The sequence below is a fragment of the Bacillus sp. N6 genome, from assembly GCF_052805735.1.
Genome location: NZ_CM127843.1, coordinates 3824886 through 3846353 on the forward strand (window position 1 = coordinate 3824886; position 21468 = coordinate 3846353).

19 protein-coding genes and 2 pseudogenes are annotated in these 21468 nt (G+C 37.8%); 5 read left to right on the forward strand and 16 right to left on the reverse strand.

Annotation, left to right across the window (positions count from 1 at the left end):
• The first annotated feature begins 37 nt into the window (after positions 1–37).
• Entirely contained in the window at positions 38–1108 is a 1071-nt protein-coding gene (locus tag ACUXVC_RS19505; protein WP_001102865.1) for a M24 family metallopeptidase, read from the forward strand.
• An 81-nt stretch (positions 1109–1189) separates the two neighbouring features.
• Complete coding sequence (locus ACUXVC_RS19510) at positions 1190–1714, forward strand: DinB family protein (protein ID WP_001012056.1); 525 nt, start codon at positions 1190–1192, stop codon at positions 1712–1714.
• Positions 1715–1746: 32 nt separating this feature from the next.
• On the opposite strand, the gene ACUXVC_RS19515 is transcribed toward ACUXVC_RS19510, so the two are convergent.
• Both ACUXVC_RS19515 and ACUXVC_RS19520 read right to left on the reverse strand, forming a co-directional pair.
• Positions 1747–2115 carry a YoqO family protein gene (locus ACUXVC_RS19515; protein WP_446025824.1) on the reverse strand — a complete coding sequence of 123 codons (369 nt, stop codon included), beginning with the start codon at positions 2113–2115 and terminating at the stop codon, positions 1747–1749.
• A gap of 15 nt (positions 2116–2130) precedes the next feature.
• Positions 2131–2494 (reverse strand): annotated as a pseudogene (locus ACUXVC_RS19520) (YoqO family protein).
• A 166-nt stretch (positions 2495–2660) separates the two neighbouring features.
• On the opposite strand from ACUXVC_RS19520, the gene ACUXVC_RS19525 reads away from it, so the two are divergent.
• From ACUXVC_RS19525 to ACUXVC_RS19535, 3 genes and pseudogenes are all read left to right on the forward strand, one after another.
• The gene (locus ACUXVC_RS19525; RefSeq protein WP_095690279.1) at positions 2661–4046 is read left to right on the forward strand and encodes a hypothetical protein; all 1386 of its coding nucleotides are present in this window, start codon (positions 2661–2663) and stop codon (positions 4044–4046) included.
• 167 nt (positions 4047–4213) lie between these two features.
• Positions 4214–4468 (forward strand): YbeF family protein, encoded by a 255-nt coding sequence (locus tag ACUXVC_RS19530; RefSeq protein WP_001003915.1) that lies wholly within the window; start codon positions 4214–4216, stop codon positions 4466–4468.
• A 92-nt stretch (positions 4469–4560) separates the two neighbouring features.
• Positions 4561–4812, forward strand: a pseudogene (locus ACUXVC_RS19535) (HAD family hydrolase); the annotation flags it as partial.
• Between the two features lie 37 nt (positions 4813–4849).
• Here the strand turns inward: ACUXVC_RS19535 and pyrE are convergent.
• The 14 genes from pyrE to ileS2 all read right to left on the reverse strand — a co-directional run bounded on the left by pyrE (position 4850) and on the right by ileS2 (position 21446).
• Entirely contained in the window at positions 4850–5482 is a 633-nt protein-coding gene (gene pyrE / locus ACUXVC_RS19540; RefSeq protein WP_053563751.1) for an orotate phosphoribosyltransferase, read from the reverse strand.
• Positions 5479–6195 carry an orotidine-5'-phosphate decarboxylase gene (gene pyrF, locus ACUXVC_RS19545; RefSeq protein WP_000083496.1) on the reverse strand — a complete coding sequence of 239 codons (717 nt, stop codon included), beginning with the start codon at positions 6193–6195 and terminating at the stop codon, positions 5479–5481. Before pyrF ends, pyrE begins: the two co-directional genes overlap by 4 nt.
• Positions 6180–7109, reverse strand: coding sequence for a dihydroorotate oxidase B catalytic subunit (gene pyrD, locus ACUXVC_RS19550; RefSeq protein ID WP_001081057.1), 930 nt, complete (start codon positions 7107–7109; stop codon positions 6180–6182). Before pyrD ends, pyrF begins: the two co-directional genes overlap by 16 nt.
• Positions 7106–7885 (reverse strand): dihydroorotate oxidase B electron transfer subunit, encoded by a 780-nt coding sequence (gene pyrK, locus ACUXVC_RS19555; RefSeq protein ID WP_000983359.1) that lies wholly within the window; start codon positions 7883–7885, stop codon positions 7106–7108. The genes pyrD and pyrK overlap by 4 nt, the downstream gene beginning before the upstream one ends.
• Positions 7882–11100 (reverse strand): carbamoyl-phosphate synthase large subunit, encoded by a 3219-nt coding sequence (gene carB, locus ACUXVC_RS19560; protein WP_001126128.1) that lies wholly within the window; start codon positions 11098–11100, stop codon positions 7882–7884. The genes pyrK and carB overlap by 4 nt, the downstream gene beginning before the upstream one ends.
• Entirely contained in the window at positions 11085–12182 is a 1098-nt protein-coding gene (locus ACUXVC_RS19565) for a carbamoyl phosphate synthase small subunit (RefSeq protein ID WP_000828670.1), read from the reverse strand. Before ACUXVC_RS19565 ends, carB begins: the two co-directional genes overlap by 16 nt.
• A complete protein-coding gene (gene pyrC / locus ACUXVC_RS19570) occupies positions 12179–13465 on the reverse strand; it encodes a dihydroorotase (RefSeq protein ID WP_065485049.1) in 1287 nt (428 codons plus the stop codon). The genes ACUXVC_RS19565 and pyrC overlap by 4 nt, the downstream gene beginning before the upstream one ends.
• Entirely contained in the window at positions 13449–14363 is a 915-nt protein-coding gene (pyrB, locus tag ACUXVC_RS19575) for an aspartate carbamoyltransferase (RefSeq protein ID WP_000018860.1), read from the reverse strand. Before pyrB ends, pyrC begins: the two co-directional genes overlap by 17 nt.
• A gap of 148 nt (positions 14364–14511) precedes the next feature.
• Positions 14512–15804 (reverse strand): uracil permease, encoded by a 1293-nt coding sequence (gene uraA, locus ACUXVC_RS19580; protein WP_053563749.1) that lies wholly within the window; start codon positions 15802–15804, stop codon positions 14512–14514.
• 146 nt (positions 15805–15950) lie between these two features.
• Positions 15951–16493, reverse strand: coding sequence for a bifunctional pyrimidine operon transcriptional regulator/uracil phosphoribosyltransferase (gene pyrR, locus ACUXVC_RS19585; RefSeq protein ID WP_001156491.1), 543 nt, complete (start codon positions 16491–16493; stop codon positions 15951–15953).
• A gap of 204 nt (positions 16494–16697) precedes the next feature.
• Positions 16698–17606 carry an RluA family pseudouridine synthase gene (locus ACUXVC_RS19590; RefSeq protein WP_000005832.1) on the reverse strand — a complete coding sequence of 303 codons (909 nt, stop codon included), beginning with the start codon at positions 17604–17606 and terminating at the stop codon, positions 16698–16700.
• Between the two features lie 4 nt (positions 17607–17610).
• Positions 17611–18069: a lipoprotein signal peptidase LspA gene (gene lspA / locus ACUXVC_RS19595; protein ID WP_000642180.1), complete on the reverse strand. Its 459-nt coding sequence runs from the start codon at positions 18067–18069 to the stop codon at positions 17611–17613.
• Between the two features lie 124 nt (positions 18070–18193).
• Positions 18194–18523 (reverse strand): molecular chaperone DnaK, encoded by a 330-nt coding sequence (locus ACUXVC_RS19600; protein ID WP_001002956.1) that lies wholly within the window; start codon positions 18521–18523, stop codon positions 18194–18196.
• 157 nt (positions 18524–18680) lie between these two features.
• On the reverse strand, positions 18681–21446 hold the full coding sequence (gene ileS2, locus ACUXVC_RS19605) for an isoleucine--tRNA ligase (protein ID WP_000455951.1): 2766 nt from the start codon (positions 21444–21446) through the stop codon (positions 18681–18683).
• Between the last annotated feature and the right edge of the window lie 22 nt (positions 21447–21468).

A 21468-nucleotide genomic window follows, 5' to 3' on the forward strand; every position in this document is an offset into this window, starting at 1 on the left:
AATTCTTGCTTTATTAATGTAAAAAGGAGGAATTAAAATGAATGTAAGAATAACTAACATCCAAAAACAACTACATAATTACGGAATCGACGGGTTACTTATTACAAAAAAAGAAAACCGTCAATACGCAACAAACTTTACAGGTAGCGCAGGCGTTGTCTTAATCGCTGCGCATAAAGCTATTTTCATTACTGATTTCCGTTACGTAGATCAAGCAAAAACGGAAATAAAAGCAGCAGAAATTATTATGCATAAAGGAAATTTAGAAGAAGAAGTTGCAAATCAAGTATCAAAATTAAACATTCAAAAACTTGGTATAGAAGACAATAATATGACTTTGCAACAATTTAAGAAACTACAAAAATATATACATACAGAAATGGTTCCAGTGTGTGAGATTATTGAAGATATTCGACTTATTAAAGACACATCTGAAATAGAAACAATGAAAATCGCAGCTACAATCGCTGACGAAGCATTTCACCATATTGTTACATTTCTAAAGCCTGGAATAAGCGAGACTGACGTTCGAGATGAGTTAGAATTTTTCATGCGAAAAAAAGGGGCTACATCTTCTTCATTCCAAATCATTGTAGCCTCAGGCGTTCGTTCTTCACTTCCCCATGGAGTTGCATCAAATAAAATAATCGAACGAGGCGATATCGTTACATTAGACTTCGGTGCACTTTACGACGGATATTGTTCCGATATAACACGTACCGTAGCAATCGGGGAACCATCGGAAGAATTCCAAAAAATATACAATGTTGTACGAGAAGCGTTAAAGCGTGGGACTGAAGCAATTAAGCCTGGAGAAACTGCGAAAAGTATCGATGATATAACGAGGAATTACATTACAGAACATGGATACGGTCAATACTTTGGCCACTCTACCGGGCACGGTCTTGGGTTAGAAATACATGAACCACTTCGCTTATCCCAAGAAAGCAAGGCAACTTTACAAGAAGGTATGGTTGTTACAGTTGAGCCGGGCATTTACATACCGAACTGGGGCGGTTGTAGAATCGAAGATGATATTGTCATCACCAAAGATGGTTATGACGTTATTACAAAATCAAATAGAGAACTAATTATAATCCCTTGTTAATATTATGAAGGTTTAAACAAAACTTTTTTTGCACATAGAATTCCTTCTCTGGAGTATTCATTTAAAGAGGGGGAATTTTAATTGAATTTTGTAATTGATAAATTGGAGGGTTTACATGTAGAATTTTCAAAGCTTGTTTCCATGATGAATTACGCTCGCTATACAACAATGCAAGCAGTGGAAAGTTTAACAATTGAAGAACTTGATTATTTATATGATAAGGAAGCAAATTCAATTGGCATGTTATTGTATCATATGGCTGCTATTGAATTTTACTACCAGATTCATACTTTTGAAGACCGTGAACCAACGGAGGCTGAATTAGAACGCTGGTTACCTGGCATTGAATTAGGCGATCTTGGGCGTGAGAAAATAAAAGGAAACGCTATAGAATTTTACATAAATACATTACAAGAAGTACGTTCCAAAACAATCGAGACTTTTCAATCGTTACCTGATGAATGGTTATTTAAAACGACAGACTTTTGGTATGACAAACCAGCAAATAACTATTTTAAGTGGTTTCACGTTTTTGAAGATGAAATCAATCATCGTGGACAAATTCGTTTAATTAAAAAGATGCAAAAAGCTCATGCAGTAAAATGAGGAAATGCCACCGAATAAGGTGGCATTTTCTTTTATTCATTAACGAATAGCTTTTCGTTTACTATTTTAGTGACTACCACTACCAAAATTAAAATGCATATTAAATATAGCATTTTCGCAATAAACAACCACCCTTGAAACATTACAATTCCATCTATTATCTCATTTCCTTTCCATAACAAAAACGGAATTGTGCTGATTATAATGACAAATTCGATGCTGAAAACCATTTTCTTTTTTCGACTATATGCTTTCCATTCATTCCAGCGATACATAGGAGCAAAAATCAATACTCCTATACATAATATAACTGGTACCCATTCACTGTTAAGAAATTGTCCTGAAATAATTGATAATAGTAAACAAACTAGCACACCATAATATCCTATTTTTTCTCTCATTCGTACTCCCCCATTCTACTTCTCCTTTAATATGTAACTTGCTATACTTATAACAATTTTTAGAAAAATAACAACTATAATTACAAGATAAAGACCGTTTGCAGAAGACATCCATTCTTGAAAAATAGACATTTTCTCCATTTGTTTCTGACCCTCTATTAAAATAACCCCTGCGAACAATGAGCAAACAACGATGATACCTATCATAATTCCGATACTTTTTACTGTATTGTTTCATACCATCCCAGTTATATAAAAGTATAAATACAAACCCGAAAACAGGTATAATACTTATCCATTCATTGTTTGTAAATAGCTTTAAAATGATTAATAGACTACAAGATATGATAAATCCCAAAAATCCAATTTTTTTGTGCATAAGCCCTCCTCGAATTCCATTTTTAGGATTAATTGTATTGTAACATCCATTTTTATCCTTACCATTGCAGTACATGAAATTTTACTTTTTTTTCTGTTTCTTATACTCACATACTTTCCCTACTTTCATACAATAAACTACACGATTGCCTAAGGATGTGAATGTTATGGGAGTTGAATTAACGCTATTACACGCTCTCTATGTTATTTGTTTACTCACTATTATTACCTTTTTTATTCTCCGGAAAGATACTACAATTATTTGTATCGTTTTTATCTTTTTATTAGCATTAACTGCTACAAGTTCTATCCCTCTTGCCGTTAGCGGCATTTTTCAAAGTTTTATTTACGCCATTACTGAGCTATTACCAACTATATTAATCATTTCTATTATTGTATCCATGAGCAATTTACTCGTTCATACCGGTATAAATGATACAATGATTTCACCATTTACAAAGATGATCCGTACCCCTACCCTTGCCTACTGGATTATTGGCCTTTTGATGATGACAATTTCTTTCTTCTTTTGGCCTTCTCCCGCTGTCGCCTTAATGGGAGCTATTTTATTACCGGTTGCTGTACGCGTCGGTCTCCCCCCAATTGGAGTAGCAATTGCTATGAACTTATTCGGTCATGGGATTGCTTTATCCGGCGACTTCGTTATACAAGGCGCACCAAAATTAACCGCAGACGCTGCTGGTCTCCCTGTTTCCAGCGTCGTATCTGCAAGTGTTCCACTCGTTATCGTTATGGGCGTTGTGACAACTTGCGTCGCTTTTTTCTTCTTACGAAAAGAGTTTCATACAGGCTTAGCTATACAAGAATCTATTCTATCAACTGAGTCTTCTAAAACGCTCACTTCATTATCTCCTCGCACAAAGAAATGGCTCGCTATTTGTATCCCTATCGTATATATCATTGATATCCTTTGCATGATTCAATTTCAACTACAAGGAAGCGACGCAACTGCACTTATCGGCGGAACAACTGTTATTATGATTATCATCATTTCTCTCATCGCCTACAAAGGTAATGGACTGAATAAAACGACCGATTATTTCATAGAAGGGCTCCAATTTGGCTTTAAAATTTTCGGACCAGTTATTCCTATCGCAGCACTCTTTTATCTAGGAGATAGTGGCTTTGTGAAAATTATCGGAGACTATTTACCGAAAGGTTCACACGGAATCATTAACGACTTAGGCATCGCTTTATCTCAAACTGTTCCTTTAAATCAATATGTATCGGCAGGGACATTAACCATCGTGGGTGTCATTACCGGCTTAGATGGATCAGGTTTTTCAGGTATATCACTTGCTGGTTCCATTGCCAATCTTTTTGGAACAGCACTTGGCCATGGCACAGCTACATTAACAGCACTCGGGCAAATTGCAGCTATATGGACCGGGGGTGGGACGTTAATTCCTTGGGCACTTATTCCTGCTGCTGCGATTTGTAAAGTCGATCCATTTGAACTTGCACGCCGAAACTTTTTACCGGTTGTTATCGGTTTAATTGTCACCACGATCGTTGCGATGTTTATCCTATAACGTAAGCAAGTGTTCTCTTGCTTACGTTTTTTGCTTGTAAAATTCATCATGAATTATCAGTTTTCAAGAGGGATTCGTTATTACTTAGCGAAATTATATTAGGAGAGTAATTATTTCAAAACGTTTACAAGAAACAGATTACTGCAATTAGAAAAGGGGACATACCTATGAATGAATTGATTTTCGTCTTATTAATTTGTCCATTATTTATCTTTATCGTATCTGTTATTGGAACACGCAAAACGAAAACGTATTACGTAATGCCGATTGTAACGTTTGCTAGTTTTTTAATAATAGGTGTTATCGCCTTTACTCCAAAATTTTTCTTTTGGGTTGGCATGTACAGCATCTTCTCGTTTATCGTTTCTTATATGACGCTATTGTTTGTGAAAGGATATGAGGTTGCTGAAAACGCTAAATAGTTGTTAACAAGGAGACAGCAATATGATTTTCTTTGATATTGATGGAACTTTACTTGATTATGAGGCTGCTGAAAGAAATGGTATTATAGATTTTTTTCAAATATATATTTACTTCTAGTGAACTTGGTATATCGAAACCAGATCCTGAAATTTTTCACAGAACCGTATTACAATCGAACCTTGAAATGAAAGATTGCTATTATATTGGCGATCGATTAGAGACTGATGCGATTAGTAGTACAGCAGCTGGGATGCAAGGGATATGGTTAAATCGAGATAACTCACAACTCAAGTACGATATTCCTACTATCTGTTCTTTACATGAAGTTTTAACAATAATATAAAAAACGACCGCGTTCCCCCGCGGTCGTTTTTTTCATGTTACGCTGTGATCCAAGCTTCGTTAGCTGGATTTTTACGCCACTCTTGTAATTTTTTCGTTTCAGCTTGTCCGATCATACCTTTTTCTGCTGCAACTTCAGTTAATGCACTGTAATCACTTAAAGAATATGATGCTACGTTAGCTGCTTCTAGCTTTTCTTTTCCTGCTTCTAGCTCGTATGTGAAGATTGATACGATTCCTAATACTTCACAGCCAGCTTCGCGAAGTGCTTCTACACATGTAATTGCACTTCCGCCAGTTGAAATTAAGTCTTCTACTACTACAACTTTTTGACCTTTTTCAGCTTTTCCTTCAATTTGATTCCCTTTACCGTGGCCTTTTGCTTTACTACGTACGTAGCACATTGGTAAATCCATACGATCGCTTACCCATGCAGCGTGCGCAATACCAGCAGTTGCTGTTCCTGCAATAACTTCTACAGTTGGGAAGTTCTCTTTAATTAACTCTTCTAATCCAGCTGCAATCGCTTGACGTACTTTTGGATAAGATAAAGTTAAACGGTTATCACAATAAATTGGTGATTTCATACCTGAAGACCATGTGAATGGATCATTCGGTTGTAAAAATACTGCTCCAATTTCTAATAAATGCGATGCGATTTCTTTTTTCATACTGTTACACCTTCCCACTGTTGTTTTACTGTTTTATACGCTTCAAGCGGATTTTCTGCTTTTGTAATACTACGTCCAACTACGATGTAGCTTGAGCCAAGTTCCCTCGCACGTTTCGGTGTTGCTACGCGCACCTGGTCATTTACATCATCGCTTGCAAGACGAATCCCCGGTGTTACTGTTACAAATTCATTCCCGCATACTTCACGTAATTTTGGAACTTCAAGCGTTGAGCAAACAACGCCATCAAGTCCACTTTCTTTCGTTAGTTTTGCATAATGAGCAACCGCTTCTTCTAACGTCTTCTCAATGCCAATCTCTTTTTTCATCATAGCTTCCGAAGTGCTTGTTAGTTGTGTAACTGCAATACAAATCGGTCTCTCTTTTCCTTCTTGCTTACCTTCCTCTAATCCCTCAATCGCAGCTTTCATCATGCTGCTTCCCCCAGCAGCATGAACATTTACCATATCAACATCTAGACTAGCTAGGCTACGCATAGCGCTTTTTACTGTATTCGGAATATCATGAAGTTTTAAATCTAGAAAAATCTTATGTCCTTTTTCTTTTAAGTACGTAATAATTGCAGGGCCTTCTTTGTAAAATAACTCCATACCAACTTTGACAAATAACTCTTCCCCTTCAAAGTGGCGCAAGAATTGTTCTACATCTTGTTTCCCTGGAAAATCTAGTGCAACGATTAACGACTGTGACATGTTTGCTTCCAGCTCCTTCCTTGACATTCCGAAATGTGATCAAATCCTAATTCATCTAGTAATGCTGGTAACTCTTCAATAATTGTCGGACATACGAACGGATCGATAAAGTTCGCTGTACCTACTGCAACTGCGCTTGCGCCAGCGTAGAAGAATTCAATTACATCTTCCGCTGTTTCAATACCACCCATTCCGATAATTGGAATGTTAACCGCTTGGCTTACTTCATGTACCATACGAATTGCTACTGGCTTAATCGCAGGACCTGATAATCCGCCTGTACGGTTTGCTAAAATTGGTTTAGCTGTTTTTAAATCTAAACGCATACCAAGCAATGTATTAATCATCGTTAAACCATCTGCACCTGCATTTTCAATCGCTTTTGCAATTTCCACTATGTTTGCCACGTTTGGTGACAACTTCACGTATACAGGTACTTCAGAAACCTCTTTTACTCGCTTCGTTAAATCAGCAGCAATTTCAGGATTTGTACCAAAGGCGATACCACCTGTTTTTACGTTCGGACAAGAAATATTTAATTCTAGTGCATGGACATTAGGCGCTTTAGAAATTTCCTTTGCAACCGCTACATAATCCTCAGCTTGTGAGCCTGCAACGTTAGCAATGATTGGAAGGTCAAATTGTTCTAACCATGGTAATTCAGAATTCATTACTTTTTCTAACCCTGGGTTTTGAAGTCCGATTGCATTTAACATGCCGCCCGGTGTTTCAGCAACACGAGGCGTTGGATTTCCATAGCGTGGTTGTTCTGTCGTCGCTTTAATCATGATTGATCCTAGTACACTTAAATCGTAAAACTGTGCATATTCACGACCAAATCCAAAGCATCCAGATGCCGGTATAATTGGATTTTTTAATGATAATCCTGGTAATTCAACTTGCAATCTGTTCATAGTACAACCTCCCCGATTGGAAATACTGGTCCGTCGCTACACACCTTCTTGTAAGAATGTCCACTTGGATCTTCTTGTAAGTGGCATACACATGCGAAACAAGCTCCAATACCGCAGCCCATACGTTCTTCTAATGAAATATAGGCTTTTTTCTCTTTGTAACGTCCTTCTAATGCACGAAGCATCGCTAACGGACCACATGAATAAAGAATATCAAAGTCAATTCCGTAATTATCAATTACATCTGTGACAAATCCTTTTGTACCGTGTGTACCATCTACTGTCGCAACGTACGTATCACCAAGTTCTGCAAATTTTTCTTCATAGAAAACTACATCTTTCGTTTGAAAACCTAAGATGTGAATTACACGTACACCTTTTGCAACGAGGCGCTGTGATAGTTCATAAAGTGGTGGTACACCAATCCCCCCGCCTACTAGTAAAGCTGTTTGACCAGCTTCAGCTTCTTCTACAGGAAAACCGTGTCCTAGTGGTCCTAGTACGTCTACCATTTCACCTTGTTTTCTAGTTGCTAATGTTTTTGTCCCTTGTCCTTCCGCACGATATAGCATTGTAAATTCGTTCTTCTCTTGATCTACATTACAAATACTAATCGGGCGGCGCAGAAGGGGCGCAATGCCCTCTGCTACCTTAATGTGTACAAACTGCCCTGGTTCGTTCATTTGCTGTACTAAAGTTCCTTGAAGCACTAACTCGTAAATGTTTTTTGCGATTTCTTTTTGATTAACGACGATCATATTTTGCTTTTGCATCATGCATGTACCACCTCGTGACGCTTTGTTTGCGTAATTTCTTTCATTGAATGAGCTGAGAATGTCATAGATTCTAATACTCGTAAGATTGCTCTTGTTGTATCAAGTGATGTTAAGCAAGCCACACCATTTTCTACTGATTCACGGCGAATGCGGAAACCATCACGCGCTGGTTGTTTACCTTTTGTTAATGTGTTAATTACAAACTGTGCTTTTCCTTGACGGATAATATCTAGTAAGTTGTAGTCTTCAGAATCAATTTTGTTTACAACTTGTACTGGGATATTTTGCTCTTCTAATGATTGTGCTGTTCCAGCTGTTGCTAATAAGTTATAGCCGATTTCGTGGAAACGTTTTGCAATTTCCATCGCCTCTTCTTTATCTTTATCCGCTACAGTAATGATTACTGATCCGTGCGTTGGGATGTTAATTCCTGAAGCAACTAATCCTTTATATAATGCTTTTTCAAGCGTTAAGTCTTTACCCATTACTTCCCCTGTTGATTTCATTTCAGGTCCTAATGTTGTATCAACTGAACGTAGTTTCGCGAATGAGAATACCGGAGCTTTTACATATACTTCTTTCTCTTCTGGGTGATAGCCCGTTCCGTATCCTTGCTCTACTAGGTCTTGCCCTAAAATAACTTTCGTTGCAACATTCGCCATCGGTACGCCTGTAATTTTACTTAAGAACGGTACTGTACGGCTTGCACGTGGGTTTACTTCAATTACGTACACTTGATCTTTGAATACTACAAACTGGATATTTAGTAATCCAACAATGTTTAATCCTTTTCCAAGTGCAATTGTATGTTCAATGATTTGTTCTTTTAGTTTTTCAGATAAACTTTGTGGTGGATATACTCCAATTGAGTCACCAGAGTGAACTCCAGCGCGTTCAATATGTTCCATAATACCTGGAATGAATACATTCTCACCATCTGAAATTGCATCTACTTCAATTTCTTTACCAACCATGTAACGGTCGATTAATACTGGGTGATCTGCATGAACTTTAACTGCATTTTTCATGTAGTGCAGCAGTTCTTCTTGACGATATACGATTTCCATCGCACGTCCACCTAGTACGTAAGATGGTCTTACTAATACTGGATAACCAATTTCTTCTGCGATTGCTACCGCTTGTTCTACAGTCGTTGCTGTTTTACCAACTGGTTGCGGGATACCAAGTTTTGTTAAAGCAGCTTCAAATTTATCACGATCTTCTGCACGGTCTAAGTCTTCAAGTGATGTTCCTAAGATTTTCACACCGTGAGCCTCTAATTTCGCCGCTAAGTTAATTGCCGTTTGTCCACCGAACTGAACAATAACGCCTTCTGGTTTTTCTAAATCAATGATGTGCATTACATCTTCGATTGTTAATGGTTCAAAGTATAATTTGTCAGAAATACTGAAGTCTGTTGAAACTGTTTCTGGATTGTTATTAACAATGATTGCCTCATATCCAGCTTCTTTAATTGCCCATACAGAGTGAACTGTTGCATAGTCAAACTCAACCCCTTGACCGATACGGATTGGACCAGACCCTAGTACAACAACACTCTTACGATCTGTTATCACCGATTCATTCTCATCACCATATGTGCTGTAGTAGTATGGTGTTGCAGATTCAAACTCTGCCGCACAAGTATCTACCATTTTATAAACAGGAGTTATATTGCTTTCTTTACGCATATCGTAAATTTCACGCTCCGTTTTGTTCCAAGCAGCTGCAATGTAGTGATCACTGAAGCCCATTTCTTTCGCAGCTTGTAGTACTTCCATATTTCCTACATTCGCTTTTACTTCGCGTTCCATATTTACGATGTTTTCAATTTTTTGTAAGAAGAAGAAGTCCATTTCACACCATTCGTTGATTTCTTCTTTCGTTACACCTTGACGAATTGCTTCTGCTACAATAAACAGTCGCTCATCGTCTGCTTTAATAATGCGTTTTTTCATTGTTTCTTTATCAAGTTCTTTTAAGTGGTCTAATTCTAAGTGATAAATGCCAAGCTCTAAAGAACGAACCGCTTTTAATAATGATTGCTCTAAGTTACGTCCGATTGACATAACTTCACCAGTTGCCTTCATTTGTGTACCAAGTGTTCTGTTTGCTGATTCAAACTTATCAAATGGCCAGCGTGGAATTTTTGAAACAACATAGTCTAATGCTGGCTCGAAGCAAGCGTAAGTTTTTTGTGTTACTGGGTTTATGATTTCATCTAATGTTAAGCCGACTGCAATTTTCGCTGCTAATTTTGCAATTGGATATCCAGTCGCTTTAGATGCTAGTGCAGATGAACGACTTACACGTGGGTTTACTTCGATTACATAGTATTGGAAGCTATGTGGATCTAGTGCAAGCTGAACGTTACATCCACCTTCAATTCCTAATGCACGAATAATTCGTAATGAAGTGTTTCGTAACATTTGATATTCACGGTCGCTTAATGTTTGGCTTGGTGCTACTACGATAGAATCACCTGTGTGAACCCCAACTGGATCGATGTTTTCCATGTTACATACTACAATCGCGTTATCATTCGAATCACGCATTACTTCATATTCAATTTCCTTACAACCAGCAATGCTCTTTTCTAATAAACATTGTGTTACTGGACTATGTTTTAATCCACCGGATACGATTTCAATTAGTTCTTCTTCATTACTACAAATTCCGCCACCTGTTCCTCCCATTGTAAATGCTGGGCGAACAATAACTGGATAACCAATTTCTTTTACAAATTCATGTGCTTCTTCCAGCGTATGAATGATCGTACTAGATGGAATTGGTTCATTTAAATCCTGCATTAATGTACGGAATAAATCGCGATCCTCCGCTTGCTCGATGGCTGATAATTTCGTTCCTAAAATTTCAACTCCGCATTCTTCAAGTATGCCTGATTTCGCAAGTTCAACAGCCATATTTAACCCTGTTTGACCACCTAATGTTGGTAAGATTGCATCTGGACGTTCTTTACGAATAATACGGCTTACGAATTCTAATGTTAATGGTTCGATATATACTTTATCTGCTGTTGCAGTATCTGTCATAATTGTTGCTGGGTTAGAGTTAACAAGGATTACTTTGTAACCTTCTTCTCTTAGAGATTGACAAGCTTGTGTACCAGAGTAGTCAAACTCCGCTGCTTGCCCAATTACAATTGGTCCTGATCCGATTACTAAAATTGTGTTAATGTCTAGGCGTTTTGGCATAACTCTTCCCCTTCTTTCTTGAAGTTTTCAATCATTGCTAAGAAATCTTCGAATAAATCATTTGCATCTTCAGGTCCTGCTGAAGCTTCTGGATGGTATTGTACTGTAAATGCTGGGAACTTCTTATGACGAAGACCTTCTACTGTTCCATCATTTAAAGCAACATGTGTAATTTCAAGCTCTGTATTTTCAACTGATTCTTCTTCTACTGCGTAACCATGGTTTTGAGATGTAATTGCTACTTTTCCAGTTGCAAGATTTTTTACTGGATGGTTTAAACCACGGTGACCGAATTTCAACTTACTTGTATTTGCACCAGATGCTAGAGCGAACAATTGATGTCCTAGGCAAATTCCGAATAAAGGAACTTTACCGATAATGTCTTTTAACATTTCAATTGCTTCTGGTACATCTTTTGGATCCCCAGGTCCGTTACTTAACATAATTCCATCTGGGCTAAGGCGTAAAATTTCTTCTGCTGTTGTGTTGTAAGGAACTACAATTACATCACAGTCACGCTTATTTAATTCTCGTAAAATACCATGTTTCATTCCGAAGTCTACAAGTACAACTCGGTGTCCGCGTCCTGGACTTGGGTATGGATCTTTCGTTGATACGCGTTTCACGTGATCTGTAAATACTGTCGCTTTTAATTGGCTCACGATGTATTCTACATCTGCATCCATGTTACAAAGGCGTCCGCGTAATGTACCGTATTGACGAATTTTTCTCGTTAATTTTCTCGTATCAATTCCTGCTAATCCCGGGATGTTTCTTTCTTTTAAGTAATCATTTAACGAAATTTCATTACGGAAGTTTGATGGATGATCACAAATTTCGTTTACGATTAAACCATTTACAGATGGGTGAATCGATTCGAAATCGTCACGGTTAATGCCGTAGTTTCCGATTAATGGGTACGTGAATGTTACGATTTGACCGCAATATGATGGATCAGATAATGTTTCTTGATATCCAGTCATTCCTGTTGTAAATACAACCTCACCTGACTTTTCGATTTCTCCTCCGAAACCTTTTCCAATTAATACTGTTCCATCTTCTAAGATAAGTTGTCTTTTCATACTAATGCACTCTCCTTTTGCCATGCGATCTTACCACCAACGATTGTCATTACCGGCCATCCTTGGCATTTCCAACCTGCGAATGGTGTATTTTTTCCTTTTGATAAGAATGTTGTTGGATCAATCTCTTCTTCTTGTTCTAAATCAATGATTGTAATATCAGCTGTTCTACCTTCTTTCAGGCGACCTGCTTCTAAGCCGAATGTATCAGCTGGCTTTTCTGTTAAATATTGAATTAATTGTTCTAGCGTAATAACTCCTTTTTTCACAAGGTTTGTGTATAGAAGCGGGAATGCTGTTTCAAAACCAGTAATTCCGAATGGTGCTCTTTCAATTCCTTGTGCTTTCTCTTCCGCTGTATGCGGTGCATGGTCAGTTGCGATCATATCGATCGTTCCATCTAATAAACCTTCAATTAATGCTGCATGGTCTTCTTTTCCACGAAGCGGTGGGTTCATTTTAAAATTAGGATCAGCTGATGGAATATCATCTTCACATAACACTAGGTGATGTGGTGTTACTTCTGCTGTTACTTTAATTCCAGCGCGTTTCGCATCACGGATTACACGTACTGAACCTTTCGTACTTACGTGACATACGTGATAGTGACAATCTGCTGCTTCCGCAAGCAATATATCCCTTGCAATATGTACAGATTCACATACTGATGGGATACCGTTTAATCCGTGTTTCTCAGAAAACTTCCCTTCATGTACACAACCTTTATTAATAAGCGTATTCTCTTCACAGTGCGCAACTACTGCCATATCTAATTTTGCTGCACGTTTCATAGCCGCTAACATCATGCTCGCATCTTGTACGCCTACGCCGTCATCTGTGAAAGCAAATGCTCCAAGTTCTTTTAATGTTTCGAAATCTGTCATTTCAGAACCAGCTTGACGTACTGTAATTGCTCCGTATGGTAGTACGTTGACATGTGCTTTTTCTCTAATACGATTTTGCAAGTCTTCCATATGTTCTCTGCAATCTGGTACTGGACGTGTATTTGGCATTGCACAAATTGTAGTGAATCCACCTTTTGCCGCTGCTAGTGTACCTGTTTCAATTGTTTCTTTATGTTCACCACCTGGTTCACGAAGATGTACGTGTACATCTACTAATCCAGGTGCGATTAACTTTCCGTTCACATCGATTACTTCAGCATTATCTGCCGTAATATTTTCTGCTACCTTAGCGATTTTACCGTCTTGTACGAGAAGATCTGTTGCTACAATTTTTCCTTCTTCATTCATATAACGACCATTTTTAAACAAGTAATTCATGTTTCATTCCTCCTAATACATTTGGTAAGGCGCGTTTTAGTACAGCCATTCTTACGTAAACTCCATTTTCCATTTGTTTAAATATGCGTGAACGCTCACACTCAACAAGTTCACTTGCAATTTCAACATCACGGTTTACAGGAGCTGGATGCATAATAATGCTTCCTTCTTTCATACGCTTTTCTCTTTCTACTGTTAATCCGTGTTTCTCATGATATTCTTTCATAATGTCTGTTTCATAATGATCATGACGCTCATGTTGTACACGGAGTAACATCATTACATCCACTTCTGGAACAAGTTCATCTAATGGTTTGTATGTTCCAAATGTGTTGTCTTCACCTTTCCACTCTTCTGGACTTGCAAAGTAAATTGTTGCACCAAGCTTCGTTAATGCTTCTGCATTAGAACGTGCTACTCGGCTATGACGAACATCTCCTACTATTGCAATCTTCAAACCTTCAAATCTTCCAAACTCTTGTTTAATTGTAAGAAGGTCGAGTAGGCACTGCGTTGGGTGGTTTCCACATCCATCTCCAGCGTTTAAGATCGGGATATTCACCTGATCTTTTAGTTCATCGAAGTAGCGATCTTGCTCATGGCGGATGACCACTGCTTTTGTTCCGATTGATTCTAGTGTTCTTATCGTATCGTATAAAGTTTCTCCTTTTTGTACGCTAGATGCATCAGCTGAAAAGTTTAAAACATCTAGTCCTAATCTCTTCTCAGCAACTTCAAAGCTAAATCTCGTTCTCGTACTATTCTCAAAGAACAAATTTGCAACAAAAGTTTGCTCTGTCGTTTTGCTCTCTTTTCCATTCGCAAAATCTTCTGCGTCTTTTAGGATTTCTGAAATTTCTACTTCCGATAATTCACTCATCGTTAACAAATGGCTCATCGTCATCCCTCATCTTTCTGATTTTTATGTTACCACTTTTGTATTTTTATAACAACCTTTGCATAAAAATACCCTAGTCATGTAAGACTAGGGTGCAAGGAAGAAGCCACCCTTTTCTGTCTCACAGGACTGAATTAAAAGGTTATTTTTATGAAGCAATCTGCTTAGATTGTTTTGTATGTTTTTCTTGTTTTGTTTCTGGTAGTAGTAGATTTAACAGTACACCTACAATTGCTGCAAGCGCCATTCCTTCGACTTGGAATGAATCCCCTACGTGAAGTACCGCTCCACCAATACCGATTACTAGTATTACTGATGCAATCATTAAGTTTCGTTTGTCACTTAAATCTGTTTTATCATCTACCATCATGCGTAATCCGCTTGATGCGATTACACCGAATAGTAAGATTGATACCCCGCCCATAACTGGTGTTGGGATCGAATGAATCAGTGCAGAAATCTTACCGATAAATCCGAACATGATTGCGAATACTGCTGAACCGATGAATAAGTATACACTGTATGCTCTCGTAATTGCTAGCACACCGATGTTTTCACCATACGTTGTATTCGGTGGCCCACCGATTAGTGATGCAATTAATGTTGCTACTCCGTCACCGAAGATCGAACGGTGTAAACCTGGTTTTTCAATTAAATCTCTTTTAATAACATTTCCAAGTACAATTTGATGTCCGATATGTTCTGATATTGTTACTAGTGCAACTGGTACCATCAAGAGTACAATCTTCCATGAAAACTCTGGTGTGTATGTTACAAATGGTACTGTGAAATCTGGTACAACAAACCATTTTGCCTCAGCTACCGGCTTTAAGTCTACTAGCCCTTGGAAGTAAGCGAAGATATATCCGCCGATAATGCCAAGTAACACTGGTATGATACTGAAAAATCCTCTTCCGAATATCGAGCAAATGATTGTAATTGCTAATGTTACTAATGCTACTGAAAAATGTGTAAAGCTGTATTTGCCATCCGCACCGTTCATCGCCATGTTAACTGCTGTATGTGCTAAAGCTAGACCGATTACCATTACTACTGGACCAACTACGATTGGTGGTAGTAGTTTCATAATCCACTCTGATCCTGATTTCTTAATTCCGAGTGAGATTAAGATGTACACAAGCCCTGCTAGCAAACCACCAAGCATTGCTGCTCCCGGCCCACCTGCCGTTTTCGCTGTTATAATCGGTGCGATAAAGGCGAATGATGATCCTAAATATGCTGGTACTTGACCTTTCGTTATAAGAAGAAACGCTAGCGTTCCTAATCCACTTGATATTAATGCTACTGATGGATTCAATCCTGTTAAAAACGGAACAAGCACTGTTGATCCAAACATCGCGAACAAATGTTGTATACTTAAAAATAACCATTTTCCCGGTTTCGGTACTTCATTAACGTCTAACACTGGCTTTTGTTCCATTGTTACATCCTCCTTCAGTTTAAATCTTTGCAATAAAAAAACTCTTTGTGCCTGTGCACAAAGAGTCCTATACTTTCGTATGCCAAATTTGACATATGAAAGCCAAGACCCTTTGGCAGCCTCACAGGACTACATTTAAAAGGGCTTTACTTATCGTATATGCTTACTCGATCTTGTTGATCTGTCTCTTGCAAATCAACTTCGATACGCTCTTCACTTGATGTTGGAATGTTCTTTCCTACATAATCAGCGCGAATTGGTAATTCACGATGACCTCTATCAACAAGAACCGCCAATTGAATTTGAGATGGTCTACCTAAATCCATAAGAGCATCCATTGCTGCTCGAACTGTTCTTCCTGTATATAATACGTCATCAACGAGGATAACTTTTTTCTTCGTAATATCTACAGGGATATCAGAACCTTTTACAAGTGGTTCTTTATTTTTGGATTGTAGTGTTAAATCATCACGATATAACGTAATGTCTAACTCTCCAACTTCCATTTCTTTTCCTTCAATTTGACCAATTCGTTCTGCCAAACGTTGTGCAATAAAAATTCCACGAGTTTTAATTCCGACAAGAACACAATTATCGACACCTTTATTTCGTTCCACGATTTCATGACTAATTCGTGTTAAAGCGCGGCGAATCATTTGGTCATCTAAAACGACAGCTTTCTCTTGCATGCTCTACACCTCCAAGCTTTTTTTCTTGCGTGAGAGTAATGGTATAAAAAAAGTCCTCTCAGCGTGTGCGAGAGGACTTTTGAAAAAAGGGTACAACATACCCTAAGTATTTCAAACCGTTACCTTCTCAACCTCACGGGGCTGTGTTAAAGGATCATTATTTAACTGTTGTCAGTATCTCAGTTTTCTTATGATTTGTCAATACTATTTTCGTAAAATATTTAATGCGTCTTCAAACACTTCTGGAATCGGTGCCTCAAACTGAATATATTCACCAGTACGAGGATGATCAAAGCCTAAAATACCCGCATGAAGTGCTTGTCCATTCATATCTAATGTTTTCTTCGGACCATACTTCGGATCTCCTGCAAGTGGATAGCCAATATATTTCATATGAACACGAATTTGGTGCGTACGTCCCGTTTCTAAGCGACATTCTACAAGTGTAAAGTCTTTAAAACGTTCTAACACTTGGAAGTGCGTAACAGCGTTCTTACCATTTTCATCAACTGTCATACTTTGACGCTCTTTCTTATCACGACCAATTGGTGCATCAATAGTTCCCTTATCATGCGGAATCACACCGTGTACAATCGCTTTGTAACGTCTCGTTACTGTTTTGGCTACAAGCTGATTTACAAGCGATTCATGTGCCATATCATTTTTAGCAACCATTAATAGTCCAGATGTATCTTTATCAATACGATGCACGATACCTGGACGCATTACACCGTTAATGCCTGATAAGTCTGTACAATGGTGCATAAGGCCGTTTACAAGTGTACCACTTGTATGCCCTGGTGCTGGATGTACAACCATGCCACGTGGCTTATTTACAACAAGCACATCTGCATCTTCATAATAAATTTCTAAATTTAAATCCTCTGGTTGAATATCTAGCGCTTCTGGCTCAGGAATCGTTACTGTAATTTCATCTTCTTCTTTTACTTTATAATTCACTTTTACTGCTTTCCCGTTCACTGTCACAACATCATCTTTAATCCATTGCTGTACTTGTGAACGTGACCATTCGTTATTTATCCCTGTAACGAATTTATCAATTCGCTCGTTTTTTTGCTCTGCTGCAACTGTTACTTGTACTACTTCACTCATTCAATTACTCCTTCGCTTTCTTGCCTTCTAATAATGTTTGAATAATAATTAATACAACACCAATACATAATGCTGAATCAGCTATATTGAATACTGGATAGTTGTACGAGAAAATATACACGTGAATGAAATCCACTACTTCTTGTCTAAATACACGATCAATAAAGTTACCAATTGCCCCGCCCAAAATTAGACCTAACGAAATACCTAGAAGCTTGTCTGTTTTCGCATACTTTTTCATATAAAATACGATAAACACTACAAAAACAACTGTAATAATGTAGAAGAACCACATTTTATTTTCTAAAATACCCCAAGCAGCGCCTCTATTTCGATGTGATGTTATGTATAATACATTGTCGATAATCGGAATACTCGTACCCAATTCCATGTTCTTTACAATTAACCACTTCGATATTTGATCGATAGCAATGACAAATAACGCTATTACATAATATATCATTTTCATTTCCCCCACAAAGACAGTGTACCTCAAAATTTTAGCATAGCTGCTACCTTTTCACAATGAACCTTTATAGAAGAATAAAATAAATTAAAAAAAGGTAATATAATATCGTTGTGCGTATTCATACATTTACCTTTTCATAGAAGAATTCATGAATCGTACGAGCAGTCGGCATTGTCTTCATTTGCTTTGTCGAAATTAATCTCCCCGTCTCTTCACAAATACCGTACATGTCTATTTCCATTTTAAATAATGCGCGTTCTACATCCTTTAAATCCTCTTTTATATCATGTAATAGCAATTTTTTCTTTATCTCTTCCTTAATTTCATATCCAAGCTCTTGGCTGAACTCGACATCATATTTGTGCATTACTTCTTTAGCTAGTCTCTCTTGCAACTCTTTTCTCATCAATTGCAATTCTTCTTTTATTTCCATGTAAATCTCATTCACGTGTACATTCCTCCTAGCTGTAATGTACAGTTAGTGTGTCCGAAATTTATTTGCTTACCTCACACACATTTTTCCTTCACAGGAAAGAGTCTGAAAAGTTTTTTTTGATATGCCATCAACAAAAAAACTGACTGCATGAATAGCAGTCAGTTTTTTATTATTTTACATAGTTTTCTTTAACAACTGTTGCACAACGCTCACATAATGTTTCATGTTCAGCATCTTTACCAATTGTTTCTGAAACTACCCAACAACGTTCACATGTTTCACCAGTTGCTTGAGCAACAACAACCGCTGTATGTTCATACTTCGGTGCATCTGCTGGCGCTTCATCCATCATACCACCAAGTTTATACTCAGAAACGATGAATAATTGCTTTAAGTCTTCGCTAATAGACTCTAACATAGCTTTCATTTCTGCAGTTGGATATAGCGTAATGCTTGCATTTAATGACTTACCGATTACTTTTTCATTACGAGCTACTTCTAGTGCTTTTAACACGTCATCACGTAATGTCATAAATGCATCCCATTTTGTTTTTAACGCTTCCGCGTCATCTAATTGTACAGCTTCTGGCATATCAGTTAATTGTACACTTTCTTCTGTTACGCCTGGAATGTATGGCCATACTTCATCAGCTGTATGCGGTAAGATTGGTGTTACAAGTTTCGTTAACGCAACAAGAACATCATATAATACAGTTTGAATTGCACGACGATCTTCGTGATTTGCACCTTCAATGTATAAAATGTCTTTTGCAAAGTCTAAGTAGAATGAACTTAAATCAATTGTACAGAAGTTATGAATTGCATGATACACAGCAGCGAAGTCGTATGTCTCATATGCTTCTTTAACTTTTGTAATTAAGTCATTTAATTTCACTAACATGTAACGATCTACTTCACGAAGTTCAGCTACAGCTACTGCATTTTCACTTGGCTTAAAGTCGTCTAAGTTTCCTAATAAGAAACGGAATGTGTTACGGATTTTACGATACACTTCTGCTACTTGTTTTAAAATATCATCTGAAATACGTACGTCAGATTGATAGTCAACAGAAGATACCCATAAGCGTAAAATGTCTCCGCCTAATTGATCCATAATTTTCTTCGGTACGACGATGTTTCCAATCGACTTACTCATTTTACGTCCTTCACCATCTAGTACGAAACCGTGACTTAATACGCCTTTATATGGAGCTTTACCTGTTACAGCAACTGCTGTTGATAATGAAGAGTTAAACCAACCACGATACTGGTCAGATCCTTCTAAATATAAATCAGCTGGACGCTGTAAATCTTCGCGCTCTTCTAATACCGCTTGGTGAGAAGAACCTGAATCGAACCATACATCCATGATGTCTGTTTCTTTACGGAATTCGCCATTTGGGCTACCCGGATGTGTAAATCCTTCTGGTAATAGATCTTTCGCTTCACGCTCGAACCATACGTTAGAACCGTGTTCACGGAATAAATCTGCTACATGGTTAATTGTTTCATCCGTAATAATTGGATCACCATTCTCAGCATAGAATACCGGAATTGGCACACCCCATGCACGCTGACGAGAAATACACCAGTCACCACGGTCACGAACCATATTATGAAGACGAGTTTCTCCCCATGCTGGTACCCATTTCGTTTCCGCTACAGCTTCTATTAATTCTTTACGGAATGCTTCAATAGATGCAAACCACTGCGCTGTCGCACGGAAAATAATTGGTTTTTTCGTTCTCCAATCATGTGGGTATGAATGCGTAATGAATGTTAGTTTCAGTAACGCGCCTACTTCTTCTAATTTTTCTGTAATCGGCTTGTTAGCTTTATCATAGAATAAGCCTTCAAATCCAGGTGCTTCATTTGTTAATACACCTTTATCATCGACTGGGCAAAGTACTTCTAATCCATACTTTTTACCAACAACGAAGTCATCTTCCCCGTGTCCTGGTGCTGTATGAACACAACCTGTACCTGCATCTGTTGTTACGTGATCTCCTAGCATAACTAATGAATCACGATCGTAGAATGGATGTTTTGCAACTGTGTACTCAAGTTCGCTACCTTTTACTGTTTTCACAACTTCAGCATTTTCCCACTCTAACGTTTTTGCAACTGTCTCAAACAGCTCAGAAGCAATGATATATTTCTCATCATTTACTTTTACAATACTATATTCAAGCTCTGGGTGAACAGAAATACCTAAGTTTGCAGGTAATGTCCAAGGTGTTGTTGTCCAAATGATGTACTTTTCATCACCTTCTAATACATTCTTTCCATCTTTTACAGGGAATGCTACGTAAATAGATGCTGATTTTTTATCTTGATATTCAATTTCAGCTTCTGCTAAAGCAGATTCACTCGTTGGAGACCAGTAAACTGGTTTTTGACCTTTATAGATATAACCTTTTTTCGCCATGTCACCAAACACTTTAATTTGTTGTGCTTCATAAGCTGGCTCTAAAGTAATATATGGATTATCCCAATCTGCACGTACACCTAAACGCTTAAATTGTTCACGTTGACGTTCTACTTGTTCATATGCATACTCTGCACATAACTTACGGAACTCAGCAACTGTCATTTCTTTACGTTTTACGCCTTTATTTGTTAAAGCTTGTTCAATTGGTAAACCGTGCGTATCCCATCCTGGAACATATGGCGCACTAAAACCAGTCATTGATTTATAACGAACAATAAAGTCTTTTAATACTTTATTTAATGCATGTCCCATATGAATGTCACCATTCGCATATGGAGGTCCATCATGCAATACAAATAAAGGACGACCTTTTGTATGTTCTTGTACTTTTTCGTAAATATTCATTTCAGCCCATTTTTCTTGCATTGCAGGCTCACGTTTTGGTAAGTTCCCACGCATTGGGAACTCTGTTTTCGGCATCAGTAATGTATTTTTGTACTCCATGCTCAATTCCTCCTTACATGTA

What these genes read in the sequence shown, in the direction of transcription:
- pyrK (WP_000983359.1), bottom strand. Translation starts at nt 7,885, where the DNA reads ATGATGCAAAAGCAAAATATGATCGTCGTTAATCAAAAAGAAATCGCA.
- ACUXVC_RS19515 (WP_446025824.1), bottom strand. Translation starts at nt 2,115, where the DNA reads ATGAGAGAAAAAATAGGATATTATGGTGTGCTAGTTTGTTTACTATTA.
- pyrD (WP_001081057.1), bottom strand. Translation starts at nt 7,109, where the DNA reads ATGAACAGATTGCAAGTTGAATTACCAGGATTATCATTAAAAAATCCA.
- ACUXVC_RS19590 (WP_000005832.1), bottom strand. Translation starts at nt 17,606, where the DNA reads ATGAGTGAAGTAGTACAAGTAACAGTTGCAGCAGAGCAAAAAAACGAG.
- ACUXVC_RS19505 (WP_001102865.1), top strand. Translation starts at nt 38, where the DNA reads ATGAATGTAAGAATAACTAACATCCAAAAACAACTACATAATTACGGA.
- ileS2 (WP_000455951.1), bottom strand. Translation starts at nt 21,446, where the DNA reads ATGGAGTACAAAAATACATTACTGATGCCGAAAACAGAGTTCCCAATG.
- ACUXVC_RS19530 (WP_001003915.1), top strand. Translation starts at nt 4,214, where the DNA reads ATGAATGAATTGATTTTCGTCTTATTAATTTGTCCATTATTTATCTTT.
- ACUXVC_RS19525 (WP_095690279.1), top strand. Translation starts at nt 2,661, where the DNA reads ATGGGAGTTGAATTAACGCTATTACACGCTCTCTATGTTATTTGTTTA.
- pyrB (WP_000018860.1), bottom strand. Translation starts at nt 14,363, where the DNA reads ATGAGCCATTTGTTAACGATGAGTGAATTATCGGAAGTAGAAATTTCA.
- pyrR (WP_001156491.1), bottom strand. Translation starts at nt 16,493, where the DNA reads ATGCAAGAGAAAGCTGTCGTTTTAGATGACCAAATGATTCGCCGCGCT.
- lspA (WP_000642180.1), bottom strand. Translation starts at nt 18,069, where the DNA reads ATGATATATTATGTAATAGCGTTATTTGTCATTGCTATCGATCAAATA.
- ACUXVC_RS19565 (WP_000828670.1), bottom strand. Translation starts at nt 12,182, where the DNA reads ATGAAAAGACAACTTATCTTAGAAGATGGAACAGTATTAATTGGAAAA.
- pyrF (WP_000083496.1), bottom strand. Translation starts at nt 6,195, where the DNA reads ATGTCACAGTCGTTAATCGTTGCACTAGATTTTCCAGGGAAACAAGAT.
- pyrE (WP_053563751.1), bottom strand. Translation starts at nt 5,482, where the DNA reads ATGAAAAAAGAAATCGCATCGCATTTATTAGAAATTGGAGCAGTATTT.
- carB (WP_001126128.1), bottom strand. Translation starts at nt 11,100, where the DNA reads ATGCCAAAACGCCTAGACATTAACACAATTTTAGTAATCGGATCAGGA.
- pyrC (WP_065485049.1), bottom strand. Translation starts at nt 13,465, where the DNA reads ATGAATTACTTGTTTAAAAATGGTCGTTATATGAATGAAGAAGGAAAA.
- uraA (WP_053563749.1), bottom strand. Translation starts at nt 15,804, where the DNA reads ATGGAACAAAAGCCAGTGTTAGACGTTAATGAAGTACCGAAACCGGGA.